We start from the raw sequence: 22,583 nt of genomic DNA, 5'->3' as shown, positions 1-22,583 counted from the left end.
AGGGCTGAGTGCGCCCGCCCGGTGCGCTCAGCCCTCGGAGTAGATCTTCTCGGCGTACCGCGCCCCGTAGTACTCCTCAAGAAACTCCAGCGAGTCATCGGGGCGGTCGAGGGCCTTGGCCAGCCGGGCGCGGGAGGGCAGCGCGTCCGGCTGCCAGGTCTCCGGCTCCCAGACACGGGAGCGCAGGAACGCCTTCGAGCAGTGGTGGAAGATCTCCTCGATCCCGACCACCAGCGCCAGGCGCGGACGGTTGCGCCGTACGGTCATGTCGTCGAGGAACGGTGCTTCCCTGACGATCCGTGCCCTGCCGTTGATCCGGAGGGTCTCGTCGCGGCCCGGCAGGAAGAAGATGAGCCCGACGTGCGGGTTGGACAGGACGTTCCGGAGCCCGTCCATCCGCTTGTTTCCCGGCCGTTCGGGCAGCGCGAGCGTACGGTCGTCCAGCACCTTGGCGAAGCCGGGCGGATCGCCCTTCGGGGACACGTCGCACGAGCCGTCGGCGGCCGAGGTCGCCACCAGGCAGAACGGGGAGTGCGCGAGCCACTCGCGATCCAGCGGGTGCAGCGAGGTACGGGACTTGTTGCGCGCGTGGGCGTTGGGCTCGCCCATGAGGGCGCGCAGCTCCTCCTCCGAGGTGACCTCGACAAGTCCGTCCTCCGCCGCTGCCTGTGCTCCCTGCGTCATGCGCGCTCCACTCGTCTCCCGGACCTCTGGTCCCGGTCCCGTCGTCTGTTCGAGAGCCTACGACGGCGCCGCCGCCTCCCCCTGAGGTGAAGGGAAAAGAGGGGAGGCGGCGGCGGGTTCGGGGTGCCCGTGGGGTCAGCCGCGTGACCTGGCCGCGCGGCGGCGGGCGGTGGCGATCAGCACACCGGCGCCGGCGGCGACCACGGCTGCGCCGCCGATGGCCAGGGGAGCGGTGTTGTCCTCGCCACCGGTCTCGGCGAGTTCCGTCTTCTCGGCGCCGCCGTTGGGCTGCGGTGCGTTGCCCGCGGCGTCCTTGGCCCCGGATTCGTTCGCGGCCTTGGTGCCGGCCTCGCCGTGCGTGCCGTGGTCGCCGCCGTGGCCCTGGTGGTCCACGGTCGACTTCTCCATGCCCTTGTCGATCTGCGCGTCGTCCGGTGCCGCGGGTGCCGCGGGCGCGGAGTTGCCGCCCTCGGTCGTCGCGCCGGCCGAGGAAGAGCCGCCGAAGGTGACGTCCGAGCAGGTGTAGAACGCCTCCGGGCTGTCGGAGCGCTGCCAGACGCTGTAGATCAGGTGGCGGCCCGAGCGCTTCGGCACGGTGCCGTCGAAGACGTAACTACCGCTCTTCAGCGTCGGGTTGGTGACCTTGGCGAACGGCTTGGACTCCAGGTCGGACCACTTGAGCGGCTTGGACGGGTCATAGCCCGCCTTGGTGATGTACAGCGCGAACGAACCCTTGTGCGGGGCCGTCGCCTTGTAGTCGAAGGTGTGCTTGCCGGCCTTCATCTTGCTGGCAGGCCAGTCCTTGCGCGGCAGGTCCAGGCCCTTGTACTTGTCGCGGCCCGCGCTGCACAGCTTGCCGTCCGGGATGATCTGCTTGTGCTTCCCGGCGGCGTCAGGAATGTTGACCTCGTTCCAGTCGTAGAACGCCTGCGTCCCGCTGGCCTTCACCGCCGCCTTGCACGCTGCCGACTGCGGGCTCTCGGGGCCCTCGGCGAAGCACGTCGACACCCGGCTCACCGGGTCCGACATCGAGCCGTGCGCAGCGGCGGGGCTGGCGGTCACCGTGGTGAGCACGAGCGGAGCGAAGCCCAGCGCGGCGATTCCTGCGGCCTTGCGGCGAACGGTCATCGTGGGGGTCTCCTTATTGCGGGGACAGTTGAGCGTGGGGGCGCGGGGCGGGCTCCCGGATGCGACCTCCCCAGTCGGCACCCGAAGGCGAACCCGCCCCGGTGATCCGCACGCTAGCCGTGTCCGCAGGCCGTTTCCGCTGCCCAGAGGCGATCCGGACGATCCTTATGGTCGCTTTAAGATCGGACTAAGCGCGGCAACAGGATGCGGCCTCCGCTTCCCCCCGCTCCCCTTCCCGTATGCCCTGGCGCTCCCGTTCACCGTCGTGGTCCCGTCCACCGTCGTGGTCCCGTTCACCGTCGTGGTCCGGTTCGCCGCCGCGCTCCGGCCGGTGGGCCATGGCGCGGTGCGGGCGGACCAGTGGGGCCGTCGCGCCGAGCGCGGCCGTCAGCACAAGTGCCGTGCGCAGCCCGTACGTTCCGGCGAGCGCGCCCACCAGGGCCGGGCCCGCGAGAGTGCCGAGGCCGAGGAAGAAGACGGTGCCGCTGAAACCGGTCGAGGGCTGCTCGGGGAAGACCTCGTGGCTCCACACGGCGAGCAGCCCCGAACCCGCCATGAAGCAGGGGCCGTAGAGCACGGCCGAGCCCAGTACGGCGGGCAGCGACCCCGGCGCGAGCCCCAACATGGCCACGGCGGCGGCGATCCCCGTGAACAGTCCCGTGTGCACGCGGCGCAGCCCGTGCCGCCCGATGGCGTGCCCCGTCAGCACGCCCGCCGTCCCCGCGAGGCCCATCAGGGTCCAGAACACCGGGACGAGCACGCTGCGTTCACCCGCAGCGCCGACCACGGCCTCCACGGCGAACGCCCAGTAGACCGCGCCGACCAGGCCGTACAGCAGTGCCGTCAGAAAGAGCGGAACGGCAGCCCTGCGGGCGAACCGGCGTAGGTGGTGCCGGAGCCGGGCCCGGGCACCGGACCCGGTACCGACCCCGACGGACGGCGATGTGCCCGCCCCGTGCGTCCCCGCCCCGCGCGTGCCCGGCCCTGGCGTGTGCGGTCCCGAGGGCAGGACGCGTGCGTTGTACACCGTGGTGACCAGGGACAGCGCGGCGAACACGAGCCAGGCGTACCGCCAGCTCGTGTCCCGGGTGACCAGTGCCAGCGGGCCCGCGAGGACGACGCCGAAGGCCGTGCCCGTCGCGATGGCTCCCGTCACCCGTGCCCGGAGCGGGCGTGGCACGGTCCTGTCGACCGCGTCGGAGTACGGGGCCCATGCCCACCCCGAGCTGCTGCCCGCGAGGACGAGACCCGCCGTGAGCGTTCCTGGTCCGGGCGCGAGCGCCACCAGAGCCGTGCCGACCGTCGCCGACAGCCCGCCCGCGACCACCAGCGGCCGGGGCCCGAAGCGCGCGACGAGGCCGCCGACCAGCAGCAGCGCCACCAGGTAACCGGCGTACGAGGCGCTGCCGATGAGGCCGACGAGAGAGACGGGCAGCCCGAACTCCCTGCGGAACTCCGGGAGGAAGAGGCCGTATCCATACCGTGCGAAGCCGAAGGTGACGCCGATGGCCGCCATGCCGGCGAGCCCCAGCCGCCAGTGCGAGGGGAGAGGTGTGAGCTGCATGCCTCCACCCTCGGAGTGCGCCGACGCGCACACCATTGGCGTAAATGACAGGGACCCGTAGATTTACGCCAATGAACACCAAGGAACACGGTGAGAGCGCCAGGGGCGCCCCGAGCGCCAGGGAGGGCGAGAGCGGGACGAGCGGCACGAGTGGTGCGCAGCCGGTCCGCGTCGCGGTCGTCGTCCTGGAGGAGACCTCGCTCTTCGAGCTGGGCGTACCCGGCATGGTCTTCGGTCCGCCGGGATACGCGCTCACGCTGTGCGCCGACAGCCGCCGCGTACAGCGGGCCGCCGGCGGGCTGCGGCTCCAGGCCGAGCGCGGGCTCGACGCGCTGGAGGAGGCCGACCTCGTGATCGTGCCCGCCTGCGTCATGGGCGCCTACGAGCCGACCGTCGAGGTCCTGGCAGCCCTGCGCGCGGCGCACGCGCGCGGTACCCGGATCGCCTCTCTCTGCTCGGGTGCCTTTGTGCTCGCAGCCGCCGGGCTGCTCGACGGGCGTACGGTCGCCACGCACTGGATGTACGCGGAGGAACTGCGGCGCCGCCACCCGCGTGTGCGTGTGGACGAGCAGTCGCTGTACGTCGACGACGGCGACGTGCTCACCAGCGCGGGGACCGCAGCCGCCATCGACCTGTGTTTGCACATCGTCCGCACCGACCACGGCACGGCGGCTGCGGCCGAGGTGGGCCGCCGCATGGTCGTGGCCCCGCACCGCGAAGGCGACCAGGCGCAGTACGTACCGGCGCCGCCCGCGCGGCACACCCGCTCGCCCGAGGGCCTGGCGCCCGTGCTGGACTGGGCGCTCGCGCGGCTCCACGAGCCGCTCGGCGTGGGCGAGTTGGCGTCCCGCGCGGGCATGAGCACGCGCACGTTCGGCCGGTACTTCCTGCGGGAGGTGGGAACCACGCCCCTGCGATGGCTCAACCAGCAGCGCCTCGCCCGTGCGAGGGAGCTGCTGGAGACCACCGATCTGCCGGTCGACTCGGTCGCCGCGCGCAGCGGTCTCGGTACGGGAGACGGGCTGCGCCAGCACTTCCGCAGAGGGCTCGGCACGACACCGGCCGCCTACCGCCGCACGTTCCGGCAGCGCGGAGCGTGACGCGCCGCTGTGTGGCCGCCCGTAGCGTGTCCGGCCGCCGCGTGACAGCCCGCAGTGTGCACGCCCGGGCGGCGGCGGGCCGTCAGTCGCGCATCAGGAGCACGGCGGCTGCCGTGACGCAGGCCAGGAGCAGGGCGGCGGCGCCGTGGGCGAAACGGTGTGTGCGCAGGCCCGGCAGAAGCCGGTCCACCGCGTAGCGGCCGGGGCCCGTGAGGGTGAGGCAGGCGGCGCCGGCGGCGAGTACCACCGAGTACTCGATGCCCTCGGGTGCGAAGAAGCCGTCGTCCCAGGTGACGGCGAACGCGTTGATCATCGTGCCGAGCACGGCCGCGCCCGAGAGCGGGGTGAGCAGGCCGATCGCGAGGCCGAGCCCGCCCAGCGTCTCGGTCAGCCCGGCGACGAGGGCCATGGTGCGGCCCGAGGGGTATCCGACCGAGGTGAAGAACCGCGCCGTTCCGTCGAGGCCGTTGCCGCCGAACCAGCCGAACAGCTTCTGGGAGCCGTGCGCTGCCATGGCGAGACCGAGCACCAGCCGGAGCGTGAGCAGTCCGGCGTCATGGCCCCGCTGCGATGCGCGGGGTCCGGAGCCGTCGGGGGAGAGGGATGAAGCCGTGGGAACGGGGGAGGAACTGTCCAGCGTGAGGTGGGGGGTGTGCATGGCGTCGAACTCCCTACGTCGGTGCGGACCGCGTACGCGTACGGCGAGGGATCTGCGAGGCGGCGATCCGCCTTGGGGGGGTGAATGGACGGAGTGCACGCTCCAGCCATCTCCGACCGTAGCGATTGGTCTGGACCTGCACAACGGTCCGCGTGCGGTCTGTCACAGAAGGAACCGGGAGAAGGTCACTGTGCGTTTTCTCCCTCAAGCGCCCTCTGTCCGGCGCCGGCCGGCCCCTGGCGCGGCCCGGCGGAACGGACGGCACGCGCGGGACACCAGGCACGTACAGCACGGGAGGGAAGGGGGCACACGCCGTGAACCTGCTGGATCTGCTCCTGATCCTCGCGGCACTCGCCTACGCCGGATCCGGATTCCGGCGCGGACTGGTCGCGGGGCTCGTCTCCCTCGCCGGGTTCATCGGCGGCGCCGTCGTCGGTGTCTGGCTGCTGCCCTTCGTGCTCGACCTCGTCGACAAGGGCACCACGTCAGCGACCGTCCTCGCGCTGGTGACCGTGCTGGTGCCCGCGCTCATCGGGCACGCCCTCGCCTCCCAGCTCGCCTGGCGGCTGCGCCGCGCGCTCAGTTGGACGCCCGTGCGCTGGGTGGACGGAGTCGGCGGAGCCCTGGTGAACGTCGTCGCCGTGCTCGTCGTCGGCTGGATGGTGGGCAGCGCGCTCGCCGCCTCGCCCTCGCCCGCGCTCAACCAGGCCATACGCGGCTCAGCCGTGCTCGACACCGTCCATGACCGGATGCCCGAGCGGGCTTCCACCTGGTTCAACCGCGCCACCGGCGCGCTCACCACGGCCGGGTTCCCGCAGGTCTTCAACCCGTTCGAACACGAGCCCGGCGGCTCCGTACCCGAGCCCTCGGGCGACGCCGTCACCGCAACGGCGACCAAGGCGGCACAGCGCAGCACCGTCAAGATCGAGGGCATCGCCAATGTCGGTGGCGGCCAGCAGGGCCAGGAGGGCAGCGGGTTCGTCTACTCGCGCGGCCACGTCATGACCAACGCGCACGTCGTCGCCGGCGTGGACGACCCGACCGTGCGTATCGGCGGCACGGGACGCCCGTACGAGGCGAAGGTCGTCCTCTTCGACCCGGACAAGGACGTCGCCGTCCTCAACGTGCCGGGACTGCCTGCCCCCGCGCTCTCCTTCGCGGGCGACGCGGCGCGCGGGGACTCCGGCGTCGTCGCGGGATATCCGGAGAACGGCGGTCTCGACCTGCGCGCCGCAGCCGTCGCGGAACGGACCACGGCACGCGGCCAGGACATCTACGGCAGCTCCCTCACCACGCGTGACATCTACGCCATACGGTCACAGGTACGCCCCGGCAACTCCGGCGGGCCGCTGCTGACGCCCGAAGGACGCGTCTACGGGCTCATCTTCGCCCGCTCCACCAGCGACGCCGGCACGGGCTACGCGCTCACGGCCGACGAGGTGCGCGCCCACGCCCGCAAGGCGGCCCAGGCAACGCAACCCGTTGACACGGGGGACAAATCGGCGCTGTGAGGCGCGCGCCCCGACTCCTCGCGGCGGCGCTTCGTGCGGCTGGGCGCTCATGTGGCTGATCGTTCGTGTGAGCCGAAAGCTCGCTTGTGTGAGCCGGGCTCTTGTGTGAGCCGGGCGCTCGGGTGGCAGGTGCGGGGGACGCGGGTGGGTCACAGTGCCTTGACGTAGCGCCACTCGGAGCCCGCCTCCGTGTAGCCGAGGCGCTGATTGACCGCCAGCATCGGGGCGTTCGTCGCGTCGTTGCCCGTGAAGGCGTGCTTGTACCCCGCCGCGCGGGCCCGCAGAAGCGAAGCCAGTTTCACCAGGCGGGCCAGCCCGCGCCCTCTGAAGGCACGCCGCGTTCCCGTCATCCCCGACCAGTAGCGGTCGACGCCGTCCGTCTGCGCGACGCTGTACGCGGCCACCTCTCCGCCGGCCAGCAGGACGCTGCTCAGCCGCGCGTCCCAGTCGGGGCGCGACCAGTTCAGGCGCAGCCACTCCTCGTACGGCACCGGGTCGGCCGGAACGTCGGCCGGCTCGTCGGCAGCGCACTCCATGTCCGCCTCGTACAGCGGGCGCAGGTCCTCGCCGAAGTCGGCCGCCGTACGCAGCTCAAGACCGGCCGGCAGCCGATCGGGCAGCGCGGGCAGCCGCGCGGCCCTGAGGTCGAGTCCGAGGAAGTGGGCGAGGCGCGAGCGTACGTAACCCCGTGCCTCGGCGAAACGCGTCGCACCGGCGTCGTCAGCCACCCATGTGTGCGCGTGCGTCGCGCCCACGCCCGCGAGATACGCCTCGCCCGCGGCCACCAGCGCGCTCCCCGTGCCGGCCCCCGTCTCCTTCGGGGGGACGGCCGTGTGCAGGAACCCCTGCCCCGGCTTTCCGCTTCCCGCCACCAGGCCCACGTCGGCGCACCCCGTGAGCGTGCCGTCGGCCGCCTCGGCGACCAGCCAGCGCAGCCGCTGACTGACGGGAGCCGACGCCACCTGCCAGCGCAGCGCCTCGGCCGTGCACACCAGATACGGCACTGTCGTACGGCGTACAGCGGCGACGGCCTCGGCATCTTCGGAGCGGAAGGCCCGCACGGGAGAAGTCATGCACCGGGACGCTACGGGCAGTCGGCCTGCCCCGCCTCCCTTTTTCGGGCCTTCCCGTCCTCACCTCCCGGGGCGCCCAGCCGTCGACCGGTTTCCCGGGCGGAGACGCTCCGGGGCCCAGGCCGGGGGAGAATCGGGCCGAAGCCCGTCCGTTCCGTTCCGGAGGTCCCGTGCCGCACAACCCCCTCACCCTGGCCATCGACGCGTCGGCCGCAGAGGCGCCGTACGAACAGATCCGCGCGCGTATCGCGGCCCTCGCACGGGCCGGTGAACTCCCCACGGGCTACAAGCTGCCGACCGTACGCGGCCTCGCCGAGGAGATGGGGCTCGCGGCGAACACGGTCGCCAAGGCGTACCGCGCGCTGGAGTCCGACGGCGTCATCGAGACCCACGGCCGGCACGGCACCTTCATCGCCGCCACGGGGCCCGCCTCGGCGCGTGAGCTGGCCGAGGCGGCCCTCACCTTCGCCCGCCGGGCCCACCGGCTCGGCGTCGACCAGGACACCGCCCTCGCCGCCACGGCGGACGCGCTCCGCGCCGCGTACGAGGCCTGAGCCGCCGCTGGACGCACACGCGTCCGGTCAGCTGGGGGTGGCCGGTCAGCTGAGAGTGTCCGGTCAGCTGAGGGTGTCCGTCGTGGCGGGAGGAGAAGCGCTGCGGCGGGGTGGAGCGGCGGGGAAGAGGGGAGCTACAGGCGGTCGACCGCCGTGCTGACCGTGGTGCGGAACGCCGTGACGGGGGCCTGGGGCAGCGTGCCCATCTCTGCCCACCGCACGAGCGTGACGGTGGCGCCCTCGCGGGCCACCCCGAGCAGGTTGACGCCGTGTTCGGACTCGGGCGGCGCGGTGTGCACTCCGTAGACATGGGCGCGGTCGCCGGCGGAGACCGTTCCGTAGTCGTCCCAGGAAGCGGTGCTGCCCGGGTTGTCGCGCAGCCAGTCAGCGGCGCAGTTCGCGGCGCGGGCCTCAAGGCGCGCGGCGAGCCGGTCCGCCGCCTTGGCCGAGGCGAGCGTGACGGTGACCTGCGAGGCACCGGTGTCGTAGTCGGTGCGGTAGTCGCGGTGGTAGGTGCCGGCACGGTCGGGGACCGCGCCCTCGAAGCAGAACGTCTCGGGGTCGGGCAGCCCTTTGGTGACCTTCCCGGCGAACCACGCCGACGACGAGTGCGGCGGCAGGTCCGCCGGCTTCAGGAACCCGGGTGCCGGGGCCGCCGTGGCCGGACCCGCTGTCAGCAGTGCGAGCGAGAGAGCGGCTGCGGAGGCCGTGGCCGCGGCGGCGGCCCTGCGAACGGTGGTGGTGCGCATGAGCGGTACCTCTTCCCCGTCGGATTCGCTGTCGAATCCCCCATCGAACAAGCGGTCACCGAGTCAGACACGCGGCCCCCGCCGATGGTTGCCACCCGATCGGCCCGGGTGGGCGCGCGGTTCCCCGCGCACCGCCAGCGGCGCGGGCCTGTGTCATGTGCGGCTCCGCCGTGTGGGCGCGCCAAGCCACCACGCACGGACGGCCTGCGAAGCACCGGAAGGGCCCCCCTCAGCAGCAGCGCCGCACCCCCTCAGCGGCACGGCACCACTTCCGCGGCGCGGCACTCTCACAAGTAGAGTCCCGCGCCGTCCTTCTGCTGGGAGGGGACATTGGCGGCGTTGGGGGAGCGGCCCTTGCGCAGGGCGTACAGCTCGGCGAGCGTCGCGCCGTCGCGGCCCACGCCCTCGTCCGTGCCGAGCCAGGAGACGGACTCCTCGCGGGAGAGCGAGCCGACCTCGATCCGGGCCAGGCACCGGCCGGGGCGGACCACCGCGGGGTGCAGCCGTTCCAGGTCCTCGTTGGTGGTGACGCCGACCAGGACGTTACGGCCCTGGCCGAGGAGCCCGTCCGTGAGGTTCAGCAGCCGCGAAAGTGCCTGCCCCGCCGCGTACTTGGCCTCGCCCCTGATGAGCTCGTCGCAGTCCTCCAGGAGCAGCAGCCGCCACCTGCCCGACTCGGGGTCCGAGTCGTCGGCGCCGATCGCGATGTCCATGAGATAGCCGATGTTGTTGAACAGGTGCTCAGGGTCGAGCACGCAGTCGACCTGGCACCAGTCGCTCCAGGAGCGTGCGAGCGTACGCAGCGCCGAGGTCTTGCCCGTGCCGGGCGGGCCGTGGAGCAGCAGGAGCCGGCCCGAGATCTCGTCGGGGGTGACCTTCATCAGCTCGTCCATGGCCGTGGCCACCCGCGCCGTGTAGTTCTCCCTGACCTCGTCCCAGGCGCCCGCGCTGATCGTGCGGGACGTACGGCGCGGGCCGCGCATCGGCGAGTGGTACCAGAAGCCCATGGACACCTGGTCCTCTTCCGGCTCCGGCTCGTCCTCCGCGCCGTCGATCGCCTGCTTCAGCCGCTGCTCGGCCAGCTCGTCCGTGACCGCCGTCACCGTGACCTCGGCGCCCTGGCTCCAGCGTGAGACCCGTACGGTCCAGCCCTCGCCCTCGGCGAGTACGGAGCCGGCGTTGTCGTCCCTGGCCTCGCGCAGCACGCTCGCACCCGGCGGCAGCAGACTGCACCCCTTCTTCACGCGGTCCACGGTGTGGCTGCGCGCGTAGGGCTGCTCTCCCATGGTGAAACGGCCGAGGAAGAGCGCGTCGATGATGTCGGTGGTCGAGTCGCTGTCGTCGATGGCCAGCCGAGCGGGGAGTACCAGCTCGGGCGGGGTCGGGGTCTCGGAATCCAGGATCGCGCTCCTGTCTTCGGGTCGGCGGTCGGTACTCATGCCGGTCATGATCCGGCATGAATGCCTTGGACGCACGCGGGTTTGCCTACACGTGGTGAGTGTCTCCCCGCAGGGGGCGTGCCCCGGTCCGGCCCCCGGCAACCTCCCGAAGCGGGCATCCCGCGCCGTAGTCTGGGGCCCGGGGTGGACGGATGGGGCGGCACAGTGGGGGACGGCTGCGATGAACGTGCGACGCTGGCGTATCGCCAGCCTGTTCAGCATCGGGGTCGTGGCACTGGCTCTGGCACTGGCCATGTGCGGAATCCCACCCGGGAGCCAGGGCGGGGACGGCAAGGGCGCGGGCGTGTACGGGAAGCCCACGCCGCCGACCGGCAGGCCGGGCACCGCGCTGGGATGGGGCTTCACCCACACCAAGGCCAGCGCCGACGAGGGCACGACAGCGGCGCGTGACCGCGCGGGGAAGCTCCTCAAGGACACCGGGCTCCCGCAGAACCAGCACATCATGGGCTGGGGCGCCGACAACCCCGAGCCCTCTCCAGGACGCTACGACTTCGAGGCGCTCGACAAGCGCGTCGAGCTGATGCGCAAGAGCGGCGTCACCCCGGTCATCACGCTGTGCTGCGCACCGGACTGGATGAAGGACGGCGGGCGTGCGGGCGCGACGGACTGGTCCGAGCTGGAGACGGCGCCGTCTCCCGAGCACTTCGAGGACTTCGCCGAGCTGGCGGGCAAGGTCGCCGAACGCTATCCCGACGTACGGCACTTCGTCGTCTGGAACGAGCTGAAGGGCTTCTACGACGACACCAACGACCGCTGGGACGCCGCCGGTTACACACGCCTCTACAACAAGGTCCACGACCGGCTCAAGCGCGTGGACCGGGACAACCTGGTGGGCGGCCCCTATGTCGTCATGGACAGCGTCGGCAAGGCCAGCCACAACGCGTCCGGGGTCACCGGCCCGTGGGGAGCGCTCGACCAGCGGGCGCTGGACGCGGTGTCGTACTGGAACAAGCACAAGAGAGGCGCGGACTTCGCCGTCGTCGACGGCTCCAGCTACAGCGTCGACGACCGCCTCGTGCCCGACGAGTTCGGCGCCGTCGACAAGCTGACCGCCGTCAGCAGATGGATGCGCGAGGAGACGAAGCTGCCGCTGTGGTGGGCCGAGTGGTACGTCGAGGTGGGCGACGAGAAGGACGAACGGGACGGCTGGAGCGAGCCGCACCGCGGCGCCGTCCAGGCGTCGGCGCTCATCGCGCTCGCGCGGGGCGGCACCTCGGCGGCGTTCTACTGGAACCCCCAGAACGAGGGCCGCGCCTGCGCCGGCTGCCTGTGGCGCAGCACGCGGCTGCGCGACGGCGGCGGGCAACTCCCCATGATGCGGCTACTGGCCCGCTTCGCCCGCGAGTTCCCGCCAGGCACCTCCTTCACCAAGGTCGGCGTCGCGAAGAACGACCGCCCCAACGTCCGTGTGCTGGCCGACAAGGACGCGGTCCTCGTCGTCAACACCCTGTCGCGCGGTATCGAGGCGAAGATCGACGGCCGTACGTTCGACATGTCCGGCTACGAGACCCGGTGGCTCAAGCGCTGACGCCTCTCCCGCCGATGGCCCCGTGCGTCCCCGCATCCCGCGCACTCCGCGCACGCCCGTGCCCGTGTCCGTGCCTCACGACATCGTCACGAAGCGCTGGACCAGGGACGCCAGGAGCAGGAAGACCAGCGGGAGCGCGAACCAGAACGTGCCCTGTAGCCAGGTGAGTTTGCGTTCGCTCGGCGCCACGGTGACCCGTACCGCCTCGCGGGCCGTGAGCAGCAGGACGAGGAGCGCCGTCGCCAGGACGCCCATGACAGTCCACGTGGTCCAGGTGAGGTGGGGGCCCGTGGGTCCGGGGTCGGGAGGGTCGGCCTTGCCGGGCGCCGGCCCGTCCCTGAGCTGGTAGAGGACCGCGTCGCCGTTGCGCAGGACGGGGCGCAGCTCCTCGCGCGCGTCCAGGGACGCGGTCATACGGCGCTGCCAGTCCTTGCGGTAGCCCGCGTCGAAGTGCAGATAGGTCGACTGGCCCTCGTTGAGCATCAGATACGAGTTCGGACCCGCCTCGCGCAGCGCCTCGACGACGGGCGCCACCTTGTCCGGGTCGAGGGGGTCCAGGGGAGCGGAGAACGGTACGTACTCGACGCGCTCCATGTCCCGCGCGCCCCATGGCATCGCGGGGGTCACGTCGTTGACCGTGTCGTTGCTCGGCCACAGCAGCCGCGCGCTGGGCTCGCTGTGCGCGTACACATGGTCCATCGCGGCGACCTCACCCGCGCGCACCCGCTCAAAGGGCTCGTTGCCCCAACGGGCCACCAGAAAGCCGCCCATGAGGACCAGGCCGGCCAGTAGTGCGGCGGCGGGGGCCAGCCACGCGGGGCGCCGGGTGCCCGAAGGGGCGCGGCTGGAGATACGCGGGAAGAGGGCGAGCGCCGCCAGCACACATGCGCCGGGCGCCGCGAACAGGAAGACGCGCAGGGCGATTTCGCCCCCGTAGGACTGCGCTCCGAAGGCGAGGAAGGGCACGGCCGTCAGGACGAGCAGCGCGCGGTCGGACACCCCGCCGCGCAGTCTGCGCAGCAGCCCGAACCCGGCCATGGCCAGCGTGCCGCCTGCCAGCGCGACCCGCGCGTACAGCACCAGCTTGTGGGTCTCGCTGCCGCCCTCGATACGGCCAGAGACGGACGAGGACACATTGCCGCCGACCCCGCCGACGCCGCCGAACAGCTCGTCGAAGTGCCCCGACCAGTACGGCTCGGCGAGGAAGCCCACCCACGCCGCCACCAGGACACCGCACAGCAGCGGAAGCCCGTACAGCGTGCCGCGCCGTGCCAGGAGCAGGCCGAGCAGCACACCGAGCATCACGAACGGAGTGAGCTGGTGGCCGGCGAGCGAGGCGAGGAAGAGCGCCATGAGGACGCCGAAGAGCACGGCCCGCTCGCTGCGGCCCGCGCCGCCGCTGTCCGTTCCGCTGTCCGTTCCGCTGTCCGGTTCGCTGCCCGTGCCTGCCTGGCCGCTGGTCCCTGCGGTGCCGCCGGTCCCTGCGGTGCCGCCGGTCCCTTCCTGGCCGCCGGTTCCTGCCGTGCCGCCGGTGTCCGCCTCGCCCGCCGTGCGCTTCCCGCGCGGCTGCCGGGGTTCGCGGAACCACACCAGCAGGAGCGCGACGAACAGCAGGTAGAACAGCAGCGTGAAGCCCTGTGGGGAGAAGTAGTCCTGGCCGACCCAGCCGGAGAGCGCGAAGAACCACATGGCGCACCACTTGGCCCGCCAGCTCGCGCGTACGGCACGTAACAGCAGGGCCAGCGGGGCCAGATAGGCCAGCTGGATCAGGGTGGGCCACCAGCGGACCAGCCCCGACAGGTCGTCCACGCCTGCGGCCTGTGCCAGGAACGCGACGCCCGCGAAGAATCCAGGCCAGCTCCAGCGCGCGTCCAGGTCGGGCACGGCGGTGCCGGTGCGCTCTATGTAGTCGACGAAACCGAGGTGCTGCCATGCCGTGGGGAAGCGTGGCGCGTCCTCCAGCACGGCGGGAACGGCGTGCAGCGAGGCCACCGTCAGCAGCAGTGCGGCCACCAGTAGCGCCTTGTGCTGTCCCGGCAGCCACAGCGCGCCCGCGAAAACGCACACCAGCAGTGCGGCCCCGAGCAGCGTCGGTCCCGGCAGCACGCTGACGAGCCCGAGCCCGCCCATCGCGTCCAGGTCGGCCTCGCCCATGCGGGACAGCGGCAGCCAGTACGCGGTCAGGGCCGCACCCAGGAGCAGCCAGAGCCAGGGGCCGGGGCGCAGCACCGGCTTCAGCCGCTCGGCCGCGGTTCTGTGCGGCCCCGTTGGCGGCGCGAGCACGGGGATCCCCCGGGGTGGGGTGACGCTGGGGTGCCGTTCCAAGTGGTCGAGGTCGGCGCGGAGATGGAGCGTCGGCTCGTCGCTCTCGCGGGCCCACCTCGGGCCGCGCCGTTCGCGGGCCCCGGCGTCCTTGCGGGCCCCGCCGCCGTCCTTGCGGGCCCCATTGTCTTCGCCTTTGTCTTCGCCTTTGCCGCCGTCTTTGGCATCGTCCTTGCCGTCGTCTTTGCCTTCGCCTCTGTCTGTCTCGCCGTCACCTTTGTGGGTCCCGTCGTCTTCGCCTGTGGGGTGCTGGGCGTCCTGCGGGTCGCCATGCGAGGGTCCTTCCCGTCCGTCCTGTGCGTCGGCCGTGGCGGTGTCGGCGCCCTCGCCGGGCGGGTGGGCGCGCAGGATGCCGTACAGCTTCCAGCCGGCGACCAGCGCCACCAGGAGCAGGCTGACCGCCTCGGCCAAGCCGGCACCCGTGAGGCCCATGTGCGGCAGCAGTCCCACGGTGAGGCCCAGCACCATGACGCACAACAGGCCCTGGAGCCACGCGAGTCCGGAGGTGCGGCTCTGCGCGCGCAGTACCGCGTAGTACGTCTCGATCACGACGCGCAGCACGGCGCCGACGGCGTAGAAGCGCAGCAGGGGAGTGGCCGCCTCGGCGTAGCCCTTGCCGAAGACGCCGAGGATCTGCGGCGCGAAGAGGAAGAGGCCACCGCACACGGGCAGCATGATCCTGGCCATACGGCGCAGCGCTGCACGGCAGTTGTCGGCGATACGGGCCGGGCTGTGCGAACCCTCGACCGTGAGCGAGGCACCCATGTTGATGGCCAGGAGATTGATCGTCCCGCCGATGGTGGTGGTGATGTAGAAGTACGCGTTGTCGTGCGAGCTGACCTGCGAGGCGACGATGACCGGTACGAGGTAGACGACGGCCAGCGAGAAGAGCGAGCCGGTGTAGTCGCCGGCGAGGAAGCGGCCCATCTCGCGCAAACCCGGGGGTTTGGCCGACTCCCTGGTCGCTTCCATGTGCCGGGGCACGAGGCGCCGGAAGACCAGCCAGCCGAGCGGGATCGTGGACAGGCCGATCGCCAGCACCCAGGAGACGAACACCCCCGCCGTCGGGATCGCGGCTGCCAGCGCCACCAGCAGGATCAGCTTCGCCGAGAGGAAGACGGTGTTGCCTGCGGGGACCCAGCGTGCGTTGCGCAGTCCTGTCAGCACGCCGTCCTGGAGCGTCAGCAGCGACCAGGCGATCACCGCGACGATGAAGCCGATGCCGGGCAGCAGGCCGTGCAGAAAGTGGTAGGAGGGCCCCCACCAGTCGAGCGTCGTCAGGAAGACCAGTGCGGCGAGGGCCACCAGGAGGGAACTGACCGCGTATGTACGGAAGATGAGCCGGCCCGTGGTGCGGCCCGCCACGGGTATGAAGCGGGCGAGCGCGCCCATGAGCGTCACGGCGGTGAGTCCCGCGAGGAACTTCATCGCCGCGATCGCCGCCGAACCCTGGCCCACCGCCTCCTCGGTGTAGTAGCGGGCGGCCACCACCCAGTAGCCGAGGCCCAGCACGGCCGAGATGCCCGTGTTGAGCATCAGCGCGTAGGCGTTCTTGAAGAGTTCCTTGCCGGGGGCGTCTCGCTTGTTGGGTGCGCCTTGCTTGCCGGGGGCCCCTCGCTTGTTGGGTGCGCCTTGTTTGTCGGGGGTGCCGTTTCCTTCGGGGTTGCGGCCCGATGTGTCCTCTGTGGCCGCGGCAGCCTGCTCCGGGGTGGTCGTGTCAGTCACGTGTTCCGCGATCCTCTGGTTCTGTCTTTTTGTGCGTTCCGCTCAACGCGGGGCGCCGTCGGTTCCGTGAGCGCCGTCAGCGTGCGTCGTGTGCGGCGGATCACCGCGTAGCCCCTGGTCAGTACGTGGTCCCGGGCGAAGTTCGTGGCCAGTGCTCTGCCTTCGATGAGGCGCTCGAACTCTGTGAGGTCCGTGCTGTGCCGCACCGTCAGCCTTGTCAGTGCGTACGGGCTCTGGCTGCGGTGCGCCAGTGTGTTGTTGACGGCCAGGGACTGGGTGAAGCCGGCTTCGCGTACCGCCTGGCGTACCCGTCTGCTGGAGTAGCCGTACGGGTACGCGAAGGACGCCGGGCGGGTGCCGGTCTCTGCCGCGATCACGTCGCGGGAGAGCGTGATCTCGTGGGTGAGGGGGGTGTCCTGTAGCTGGTCGAGTTGGGGGTGCGTGTGGCTGTGGGCTCCGATCTCCAGGCCCGCTGCGGCCAGTTCGCGCACCTGGTCCCAGGTGAGCATCGTGTCCAGTGCGCCGCCTGTTTCGTGTTCGCCCGGTAGCCAGCCGGTCGAGACGAAGACGGTTGCGGGGAAGTTGTGGTGGGTGAGGGTGGGGAGGGCGTGCCTGTGCACGCCCTCGTAGCCGTCGTCGAAGGTGAGGAGGATGGGGCGTGGGGGGAGGTGGTCTCCCTTGCGCCATGCCTCGGCCAGCGATGTGGTGGTGATCGGGGTGAAGCCCTTGTTTTTGAGCAGGGCCATCTGGGCTGTGAAGTTTTTCGGTGTTACTGAGAGGGGGGCTGTGGCTTTGGTGGGGGTGGGGGTGAGGGCGTGGTACATCAGGACTGGGACCGTTTCCTGCTCTGTTCGTTTTCGGCTTTCCGTTCCTAATGGGGCTTCGCCCCTTGCCCCGTTGGCCTCGCCGGCCGGGCGTCGGGGGGCTCCGCCCCCCGGCAATCCCCCCGCCAAAAGGGGCTTCGCCCCCTCTGGACTCCCCCACCCCGTATCGGGGCCTGCCGTGAAGTTCTGGTGGGCCTCTTCGTGGGAGACATCGGTGAGGGGCTGGGTGGGGGTCAGGGCTCCTATGGCGTAGCCCGTGGCTGCTGCTGTGGCGCCGAGGATGATCGTGGCGGCGCGGGCCAGGCCGGAGGGGTGGCCCAGGGCTGTGTCGCGTAGGCCGCGGGCTATGCCTCGGGGCAACACGTGGGAGGTGTAGGCGCGTTCGGTGGAAAGGCCGGCTTGGGTGCCTACCAGGCGGGCGACGTGGGCCTTGGAGAGGCCCTCGGCGTAGGCGCGGGTGCGGAGGTAGCCGAGGCGGGCCCGGGATTCGGGGACGCGGTGGTGGATGATCGCGCGGTCGTCGATGAGGAGGACGGCGTCGGGTACGGCCCGGCGCAGCCGTATGCACAGTTCGGTTTCCTCGCAGCCGAGGGGGAGCCGGGCGCCGTCGCGGCCGATGCCGGTGGCGAAGCCGCCCGCGGTCTCGAAGGCGGTGCGGCGGAAGGACGCGTTGCCGCCCAGCACGTTGCGGACGGGCACTTGGCCGCGTGGGTGGCCCAGGTACATGCAGCCGACGACCCAGTCGAACTCCTCGGGGAACCAGGCGGGCCTTGCGCCCGTGTCCCAGGCGGGTTCGGTTCTGCCGCCCACCGCGAGGACGCGGGGGTCGGCGTACGCGCGGACGAAGTGCAGGAGCCAGTCCCGTTCGGCGACGGCGTCGTCGTCGAGGAAGGCGATGATGTCGCCCGTGGAGGCGACGATGCCGGTGTTGCGGCCCGAAGAGAGGCCGCGCGGCCCGGCGTTGGCGAGTACGCGTACGGGCTCGCCGGTGTAGTGGGTTCCGAGGCGGGCGAGCAGGGCGGGGTTGTGGTCGACGATCAGTAGGGTCTCGTGGGGCGGCCGGGACTGGGCCCGCACCGAGGACACGGCGGCGACGATGTCGTCCCAGCGGTCCTCGGTGTAGACGCAGATGACGACCGACACCCGGTGCGAGGGGGTCACGAACCCTCCCGCGGTGTCGCCCCGGGGACCGCGGCTGGCGCCTTGTGGCGCTTGCCTCCGTGTTCGCGCAGTATCACGCGTAAGACCCGTAACCCGTCGCGTACGGCGCGCAGGTTGCTGGTGCCATGGATGCGCTCGTACTCGTGGCTCGGTATTTCCTGGACCCGCAGTCCGGCCCGTACGACTCTGATGTTCATCAGCGTCTCGACCTCGAAGCCCGCGCAGTCCAGGTCGATGTCGTCGAGGCAGTACCGCCAGAAGGCGTTGTAGCCGTAGCACAGGTCCGTGTAGCGGGCGCCGAACTTGCGGTTGACGAGGCTGGTCAGCACGCGGTTGCCCAGCTTGCGTACGGGGGTCATGTCGTCGGTGCCGCCGCCGTTGGCGAAGCGGGAGCCCTTGGCGAAGTCGGCGCCGGCGACGAGCGCGGAGACATAGCTGACGATCTCCGCACCGTCAGCGGAGCCGTCGGCGTCGACCATGACCACGATCTCGCCGGTGCAGGCGGCGAAGCCGCTGGTGAGCGCGTCGCCCTTGCCCTGGCCGCGCTGCGGGACGACCTTGACGTCGGGCCACAGTTCGCGGGCGACGGCGATGGTGTCGTCGGTGGAGTTCCCGTCGACGAGGACCACTTCATGGATCCAGCCGGGCAGGGACTTGAAGACGTACGGCAGGTTCTCTGCCTCGTTCATCGCCGGTATGACAATGCTGACCGGCGGCGCTATCGCCAGGTGTGAGGAGATCTGGCGGTAGAACCTGGCCTCTTCCGGCACCGCCGGTGTGACGTTCTGAGCCTTCTCCGCCAACGGTCGCACGACAAACGTCATGAGTCTGTTCCCTCTCGTCCGGTGGACCGCCCGCCCCTGGGCGGTCTGGCACTGTGTCCGGTTCGAAAGGGGGGTTGCTGCTCCGCACTCGCGGAGCGCTGGCTTTTTTACGTCATCTCCCGCGCGGCCCGTATCCCGGTGGCGTGGTCCGCACACGCACATGCGGCGTCCCGGGCTACGGCACCCCCCAACCGCGCCCCGCACCCCTCCGTCTCCGACGGCTGAGCCCTCCCCTGGCGCCGACGACGGCGGTCCCCACCGATGTGGGGTGATGCGGGTGGATGTACGACGGTATTGATGCTTGAGAGCCATTGGCAATACCTGGGAACTGATTCCCGATATGCCAAGGGATGTGGCCTCACTTCCCTTCGTCCGTCAACTCCTGTTTTTCCGTTCCGTCCGTGCTGAGCGCATTGCGCCCGCCGTCTTCAGAAGCCTGTCGGCGGGCGTGAACAGCCGCGGCCTGGCCAGTACCGCGTTGCGCGCCGCGCGTACGGGAGCACGGTGCGCGCGCCGGGCCAGCGCCACCGGGTGAGGGCGCGTCACCCAGCCCTCGTGGACGGTGATCTCACGGGTCTTGAGCTGGTCCTTGTACCCCTTCTGGCCCCGCCCCAGATCGACGTAGGAGATGCCGTCGGCCGCCGCGCCCTCCGCCATGCGCAGGTGCATCACGAGACCGGGTGAGTAGCGCGAGAAGTCCGGGTCGTAGGCGGGGAACCAGGACGTGTGCACCCGGTCGGAGCGCAGCCCGAAATGCGCGGCCACCGGCCTGTCCCCGGCGTAGAGCACCGAGAGCTGACCGGCGAAACGGTCGGACCGCGTGTGGAACAAGTGCTGTGCGAGCCGCACGATCCAGCCGTGTGCGAAGCGGTCGCCGCGCCCGGTGCGGCGGTACTGCGCCGACTTCCACGCCATGAGCGTCCGCAGCACCTCGGGGTCGCGCTCGTCGTGCACATACCGCACCTCGCCGACCTGCCGGCCCAGCTTGCGTTCCTTGTACAGCGTTCCGCGTACGAACCGCGGTGTCCGGGCGCGCAGTTGGGCCAGATAGGCGGGGAAGCCCTGCTCCAGGTCGATCACGGGTGAGCCGAAGGAGCCCGTGATTCCCGAGGTGAAACCGGGCTGCCCCTCGACGAGGTGGTCGAACTCCCACACCGCGAGCCCGCAGACGCGCAGCAGGTCCCGCGCGTCCCAGGTGAAGCCGGGCCTGTGCACCACACCCTGACAGTCCGAGAGCCCGAGCCCGATCGCGCGCCCTGAGCCGAACGGGCCGCGCTGGTACGGGAAGAAGGCGGCCGGCTCGCCGTCGCCGTCCCGCACCACCGCCGTACGCACCCCCGCGTGGCAGCGGCCGAGCGCCAGCGTGAACTCGGGGGAGAGGAACGGGTTGGCGAGCTGGGGTGAGCCGTGCAGATGGGCCTTCGCCTGGAGGGACGACCACGCCGCCCGGTCGGCGGCACTCAGCTCTCCCGGACGGCACACTCGGATGTCCACGTCACCTGTCCTGTCTCTTACGGCTCTCGCTGCTCAGTGCGGGCGCCAGGGTGGCGAGCAGCAGGGCCAGGCTGAGCACGCCGACCGCGACGACCCCGCCGCGCGCCGACCAGATGTGCGCGGCGATCATCACCTCGGCGACCAGGAGGTCCACGGCCATCGCGCCGATCACCGCGATCACGGTGCGGCTGAGCGGGTCGAGCCGCCGCAGTGCCATGGCCAGCGCGGCGGCGGGGGCGCCGAGCAGAAAGAAGAGGGTGAAGGGAGCGCGCAGGGCCGAGTCGGCCTCGCTCAGGGCGAGCGCGGCGCCCGCCCCTCCGACCGCGACCGCCGCTCCTGCCGCGAGGGCCAGCGAGTCGGAGCCTGTGCGCTCGGAATCGTCACGTGATCGCTGATGGAGCTGCGTGGTCTGCATTGGCGGCCGGTCCCCCCGGAATGCCCCCTGAAGCGCAGGATGCGCGTATCGCGTATCGCGTATTCAATCTGACGTAGCCCCTGTGAGGCGTCAAGCGTCTTCCGTGACTGTGACCGATAGACGCTGGGTGAGCGGCCCGGCTCTCCTGTGGCGGTGAACTTCACGTGCTGTGAGGCAAGCTGGCCGGGCGCGTGTGCCTTTACAGCGGTCCGGCCGCTGTATGTCCGGCCGGACGCGCGGAGCGTCCCGGCGTGATCCGGAGTACGCGGTTTCACGCCAAGAACGGGGCGGTCGGGGCTCGTTTCGGCCCGGTCGGACCTCTCGCAGCCGCCCGGAGCGCCCCGGCCGGGTATCAGCTCCATCACGATCCGGGCGGGCGCGTGTCCGTTCCCTATGACGGTGCCGCGATGCGCGGTAGGAGCGGCGGTCCGGCCCGTCGTAGACGCCCCGCACGGGCCCCTGCCGTCTGTGGGCCCGCCTGCGGCGAGCGGGGAGGGGTTCCCGTGGCCCGTGCCGGGGCCGGTACGCGCGCACCCGGTCTGCGCTCATGCGCCCTCCTTGCCCCTATTTCTCGGGGTGTCCTCGGGGGGCCGGGCGCTCGTACGGTGTTCGTCAACCGGCCTGTGGGGCAGGTGAATCCCGTGACCGGGATACACGCGTGTCGTAGTCGGGAGATAGGGTTACTCTGCCCGGGCCGGGTGCCCTCGTACGGGTGGGGAGTGACATGGAACAGATAACTATGAGCAGCAGGGCGCGAGTGCCTGCGATCAAATGCGGTACGAGCGCGACGAGTTCGCGTCTCGACAGGCATCTCTCCGTGCTCGCCGGCCCCGCCGTCCCGCATGTCGAGACGGAAGAGGCGACGACGCTGATGCGAGAGATCACACAGCGCGACGCCGCAGGGAGCCGGACGAAGAACCGCGGAGCGCGGGTCTCGCTGTTCGCGCCGCTGCGCAAGCTGCGCCGCACGCTGTTCGGCGGGCGAGGCTGAGCCAGGCCGCCGGACTGTGGGGGACTGTTCCGGCGGCCGGACTCAGTCCGTCACGTTTTCAAGCGTGACGGAGAACGAGAAGCGGTCGCCCCGGTAGTGGATGCGTACGACATCCACCGGCTTTCCCTCCCCGTCGTAGGTCACTCCCGTGTAGTAGAGGATCGGGCTCAGCAGCGGTACCTCCAGCAGCCGTGCCGTTTCCGGCTCAGCGAGCCGCGCCTCGACCGTGTCCGTGATCCTGCTGATCCGGACCCCCACCCCGTCCCGTAGCACCTTCGTCATCGGCCAGCCCCTGCGCAGATCATCCGGGTCGATGCGCGCTGCCACGTCCGAACGGATCAGGTTCACCGCCCAGTTGGTCGGCTCGCCGCTCTCCCTGTCCCGGCGCAGCCTCCTGTACGCCATCGCCTCCGGCTCCCCGGGGAAGTATTCGGCCAGCTCGGCGGGGACCTTCTCCACCCCGTGTCCCAGCAGCGTCGTCGGCTCGCCCGACTGCTGCGCGACGATCGTGTCGACGGAACCCAGCAGGCGCACGGGACGCGCCTTGCGGGCGGCGGGTTCGATGAAGGTGCCGCGCCTTCTGTGCCGGGTGATCAGGCCCTCGTTCTCCAGCTCCTTGAGTGCCTGGCGCATGGTCAGGACGCTCACGCCGTAGTGCGCGGCGAGCTTGTCCTCCGGGGGGAGCCGGTCGGGGGCTTCCGGGGGACGGCCGAGTATGGAGGCGCGGAGGGACTGCGAGACCTGGTACCAGAGCGGAAGCTTTCTGTTCAGCTCAACCGAATCCGGGGTGAAGGAGGTCATGGGTCCTCAGCTTCGGA

The 22,583-nt window shown here is 71.3% G+C and carries 18 protein-coding genes and 1 pseudogene; 5 read left to right on the top strand and 14 right to left on the bottom strand.

Going from position 1 to position 22,583, the window contains the following annotated elements:
* Positions 1–27: 27 nt before the first annotated feature.
* From NMN56_RS39265 to NMN56_RS39255, 3 genes are all read right to left on the bottom strand, one after another.
* Positions 28–684: a pyridoxamine 5'-phosphate oxidase family protein gene (locus tag NMN56_RS39265; RefSeq protein ID WP_274046266.1), complete on the bottom strand. Its 657-nt coding sequence runs from the start codon at positions 682–684 to the stop codon at positions 28–30.
* Between the two features lie 135 nt (positions 685–819).
* Positions 820–1,812 (bottom strand): lytic polysaccharide monooxygenase auxiliary activity family 9 protein, encoded by a 993-nt coding sequence (locus NMN56_RS39260; RefSeq protein WP_274046267.1) that lies wholly within the window; start codon positions 1,810–1,812, stop codon positions 820–822.
* Positions 1,813–1,999: 187 nt separating this feature from the next.
* The gene (locus NMN56_RS39255; protein WP_274046268.1) at positions 2,000–3,376 is read right to left on the bottom strand and encodes an MFS transporter; all 1,377 of its coding nucleotides are present in this window, start codon (positions 3,374–3,376) and stop codon (positions 2,000–2,002) included.
* A gap of 71 nt (positions 3,377–3,447) precedes the next feature.
* Between NMN56_RS39255 and NMN56_RS39250 the strand changes: the two genes are divergently transcribed.
* A complete protein-coding gene (locus NMN56_RS39250) occupies positions 3,448–4,476 on the top strand; it encodes a GlxA family transcriptional regulator (protein WP_274046269.1) in 1,029 nt (342 codons plus the stop codon).
* Positions 4,477–4,558: 82 nt separating this feature from the next.
* Here the strand turns inward: NMN56_RS39250 and NMN56_RS39245 are convergent, their stop codons facing one another.
* Positions 4,559–5,134, bottom strand: coding sequence for a DoxX family protein (locus tag NMN56_RS39245; protein ID WP_274046270.1), 576 nt, complete (start codon positions 5,132–5,134; stop codon positions 4,559–4,561).
* A gap of 314 nt (positions 5,135–5,448) precedes the next feature.
* Here NMN56_RS39245 and NMN56_RS39240 point away from each other — a divergent pair, with 314 nt between their 5' ends.
* Complete coding sequence (locus tag NMN56_RS39240) at positions 5,449–6,645, top strand: MarP family serine protease (protein WP_274046271.1); 1,197 nt, start codon at positions 5,449–5,451, stop codon at positions 6,643–6,645.
* Positions 6,646–6,794: 149 nt separating this feature from the next.
* On the opposite strand, the gene NMN56_RS39235 is transcribed toward NMN56_RS39240, so the two are convergent.
* A complete protein-coding gene (locus NMN56_RS39235) occupies positions 6,795–7,718 on the bottom strand; it encodes a GNAT family N-acetyltransferase (protein ID WP_274046272.1) in 924 nt (307 codons plus the stop codon).
* A gap of 170 nt (positions 7,719–7,888) precedes the next feature.
* Here NMN56_RS39235 and NMN56_RS39230 point away from each other — a divergent pair, with 170 nt between their 5' ends.
* Positions 7,889–8,272 carry a GntR family transcriptional regulator gene (locus tag NMN56_RS39230; RefSeq protein WP_274046273.1) on the top strand — a complete coding sequence of 128 codons (384 nt, stop codon included), beginning with the start codon at positions 7,889–7,891 and terminating at the stop codon, positions 8,270–8,272.
* A 134-nt stretch (positions 8,273–8,406) separates the two neighbouring features.
* Here the strand turns inward: NMN56_RS39230 and NMN56_RS39225 are convergent, their stop codons facing one another.
* Positions 8,407–9,021, bottom strand: a complete 615-nt coding sequence (locus tag NMN56_RS39225) for a hypothetical protein (protein ID WP_274046274.1) — start codon at positions 9,019–9,021, stop codon at positions 8,407–8,409.
* Positions 9,022–9,308: 287 nt separating this feature from the next.
* Positions 9,309–10,460: a DUF5925 domain-containing protein gene (locus tag NMN56_RS39220; protein ID WP_274046275.1), complete on the bottom strand. Its 1,152-nt coding sequence runs from the start codon at positions 10,458–10,460 to the stop codon at positions 9,309–9,311.
* A gap of 181 nt (positions 10,461–10,641) precedes the next feature.
* Between NMN56_RS39220 and NMN56_RS39215 the strand changes: the two genes are divergently transcribed.
* The gene (locus NMN56_RS39215; RefSeq protein ID WP_274046276.1) at positions 10,642–12,009 is read left to right on the top strand and encodes a xylan 1,4-beta-xylosidase; all 1,368 of its coding nucleotides are present in this window, start codon (positions 10,642–10,644) and stop codon (positions 12,007–12,009) included.
* 75 nt (positions 12,010–12,084) lie between these two features.
* On the opposite strand, the gene NMN56_RS39210 is transcribed toward NMN56_RS39215, so the two are convergent.
* The 6 genes and pseudogenes from NMN56_RS39210 to NMN56_RS39185 form a co-directional block, all read right to left on the bottom strand.
* A complete protein-coding gene (locus tag NMN56_RS39210; RefSeq protein WP_430542831.1) occupies positions 12,085–16,056 on the bottom strand; it encodes a lipopolysaccharide biosynthesis protein in 3,972 nt (1,323 codons plus the stop codon).
* Positions 16,053–16,880: a polysaccharide deacetylase family protein gene (locus NMN56_RS39205; protein ID WP_274046299.1), complete on the bottom strand. Its 828-nt coding sequence runs from the start codon at positions 16,878–16,880 to the stop codon at positions 16,053–16,055. Before NMN56_RS39205 ends, NMN56_RS39210 begins: the two co-directional genes overlap by 4 nt.
* A gap of 234 nt (positions 16,881–17,114) precedes the next feature.
* A pseudogene (locus NMN56_RS39200) lies at positions 17,115–18,041 on the bottom strand (glycosyltransferase family 2 protein); the annotation flags it as partial.
* Positions 18,038–18,865, bottom strand: a complete 828-nt coding sequence (locus tag NMN56_RS39195; protein ID WP_274046277.1) for a glycosyltransferase family 2 protein — start codon at positions 18,863–18,865, stop codon at positions 18,038–18,040. The pseudogene NMN56_RS39200 and the gene NMN56_RS39195, both read right to left, overlap by 4 nt.
* 375 nt (positions 18,866–19,240) lie before the next feature.
* Positions 19,241–20,359, bottom strand: a complete 1,119-nt coding sequence (locus NMN56_RS39190) for a GNAT family N-acetyltransferase (protein WP_274046278.1) — start codon at positions 20,357–20,359, stop codon at positions 19,241–19,243.
* A 1-nt stretch (position 20,360) separates the two neighbouring features.
* Positions 20,361–20,774, bottom strand: coding sequence for a hypothetical protein (locus NMN56_RS39185; RefSeq protein WP_274046279.1), 414 nt, complete (start codon positions 20,772–20,774; stop codon positions 20,361–20,363).
* A 724-nt stretch (positions 20,775–21,498) separates the two neighbouring features.
* On the opposite strand from NMN56_RS39185, the gene NMN56_RS39180 reads away from it, so the two are divergent.
* Complete coding sequence (locus tag NMN56_RS39180; protein WP_274046280.1) at positions 21,499–21,765, top strand: hypothetical protein; 267 nt, start codon at positions 21,499–21,501, stop codon at positions 21,763–21,765.
* A gap of 42 nt (positions 21,766–21,807) precedes the next feature.
* Here NMN56_RS39180 and NMN56_RS39175 read toward each other — a convergent pair whose 3' ends face one another.
* Positions 21,808–22,566, bottom strand: a complete 759-nt coding sequence (locus NMN56_RS39175; RefSeq protein WP_274046281.1) for a GntR family transcriptional regulator — start codon at positions 22,564–22,566, stop codon at positions 21,808–21,810.
* Positions 22,567–22,583 lie beyond the last annotated feature (17 nt).

It is taken from the genome of Streptomyces iconiensis (assembly GCF_028657195.3).
Taxonomy (GTDB): domain Bacteria; phylum Actinomycetota; class Actinomycetes; order Streptomycetales; family Streptomycetaceae; genus Streptomyces; species Streptomyces iconiensis.
This window is presented reverse-complemented; position numbering and strand designations above follow the sequence as displayed.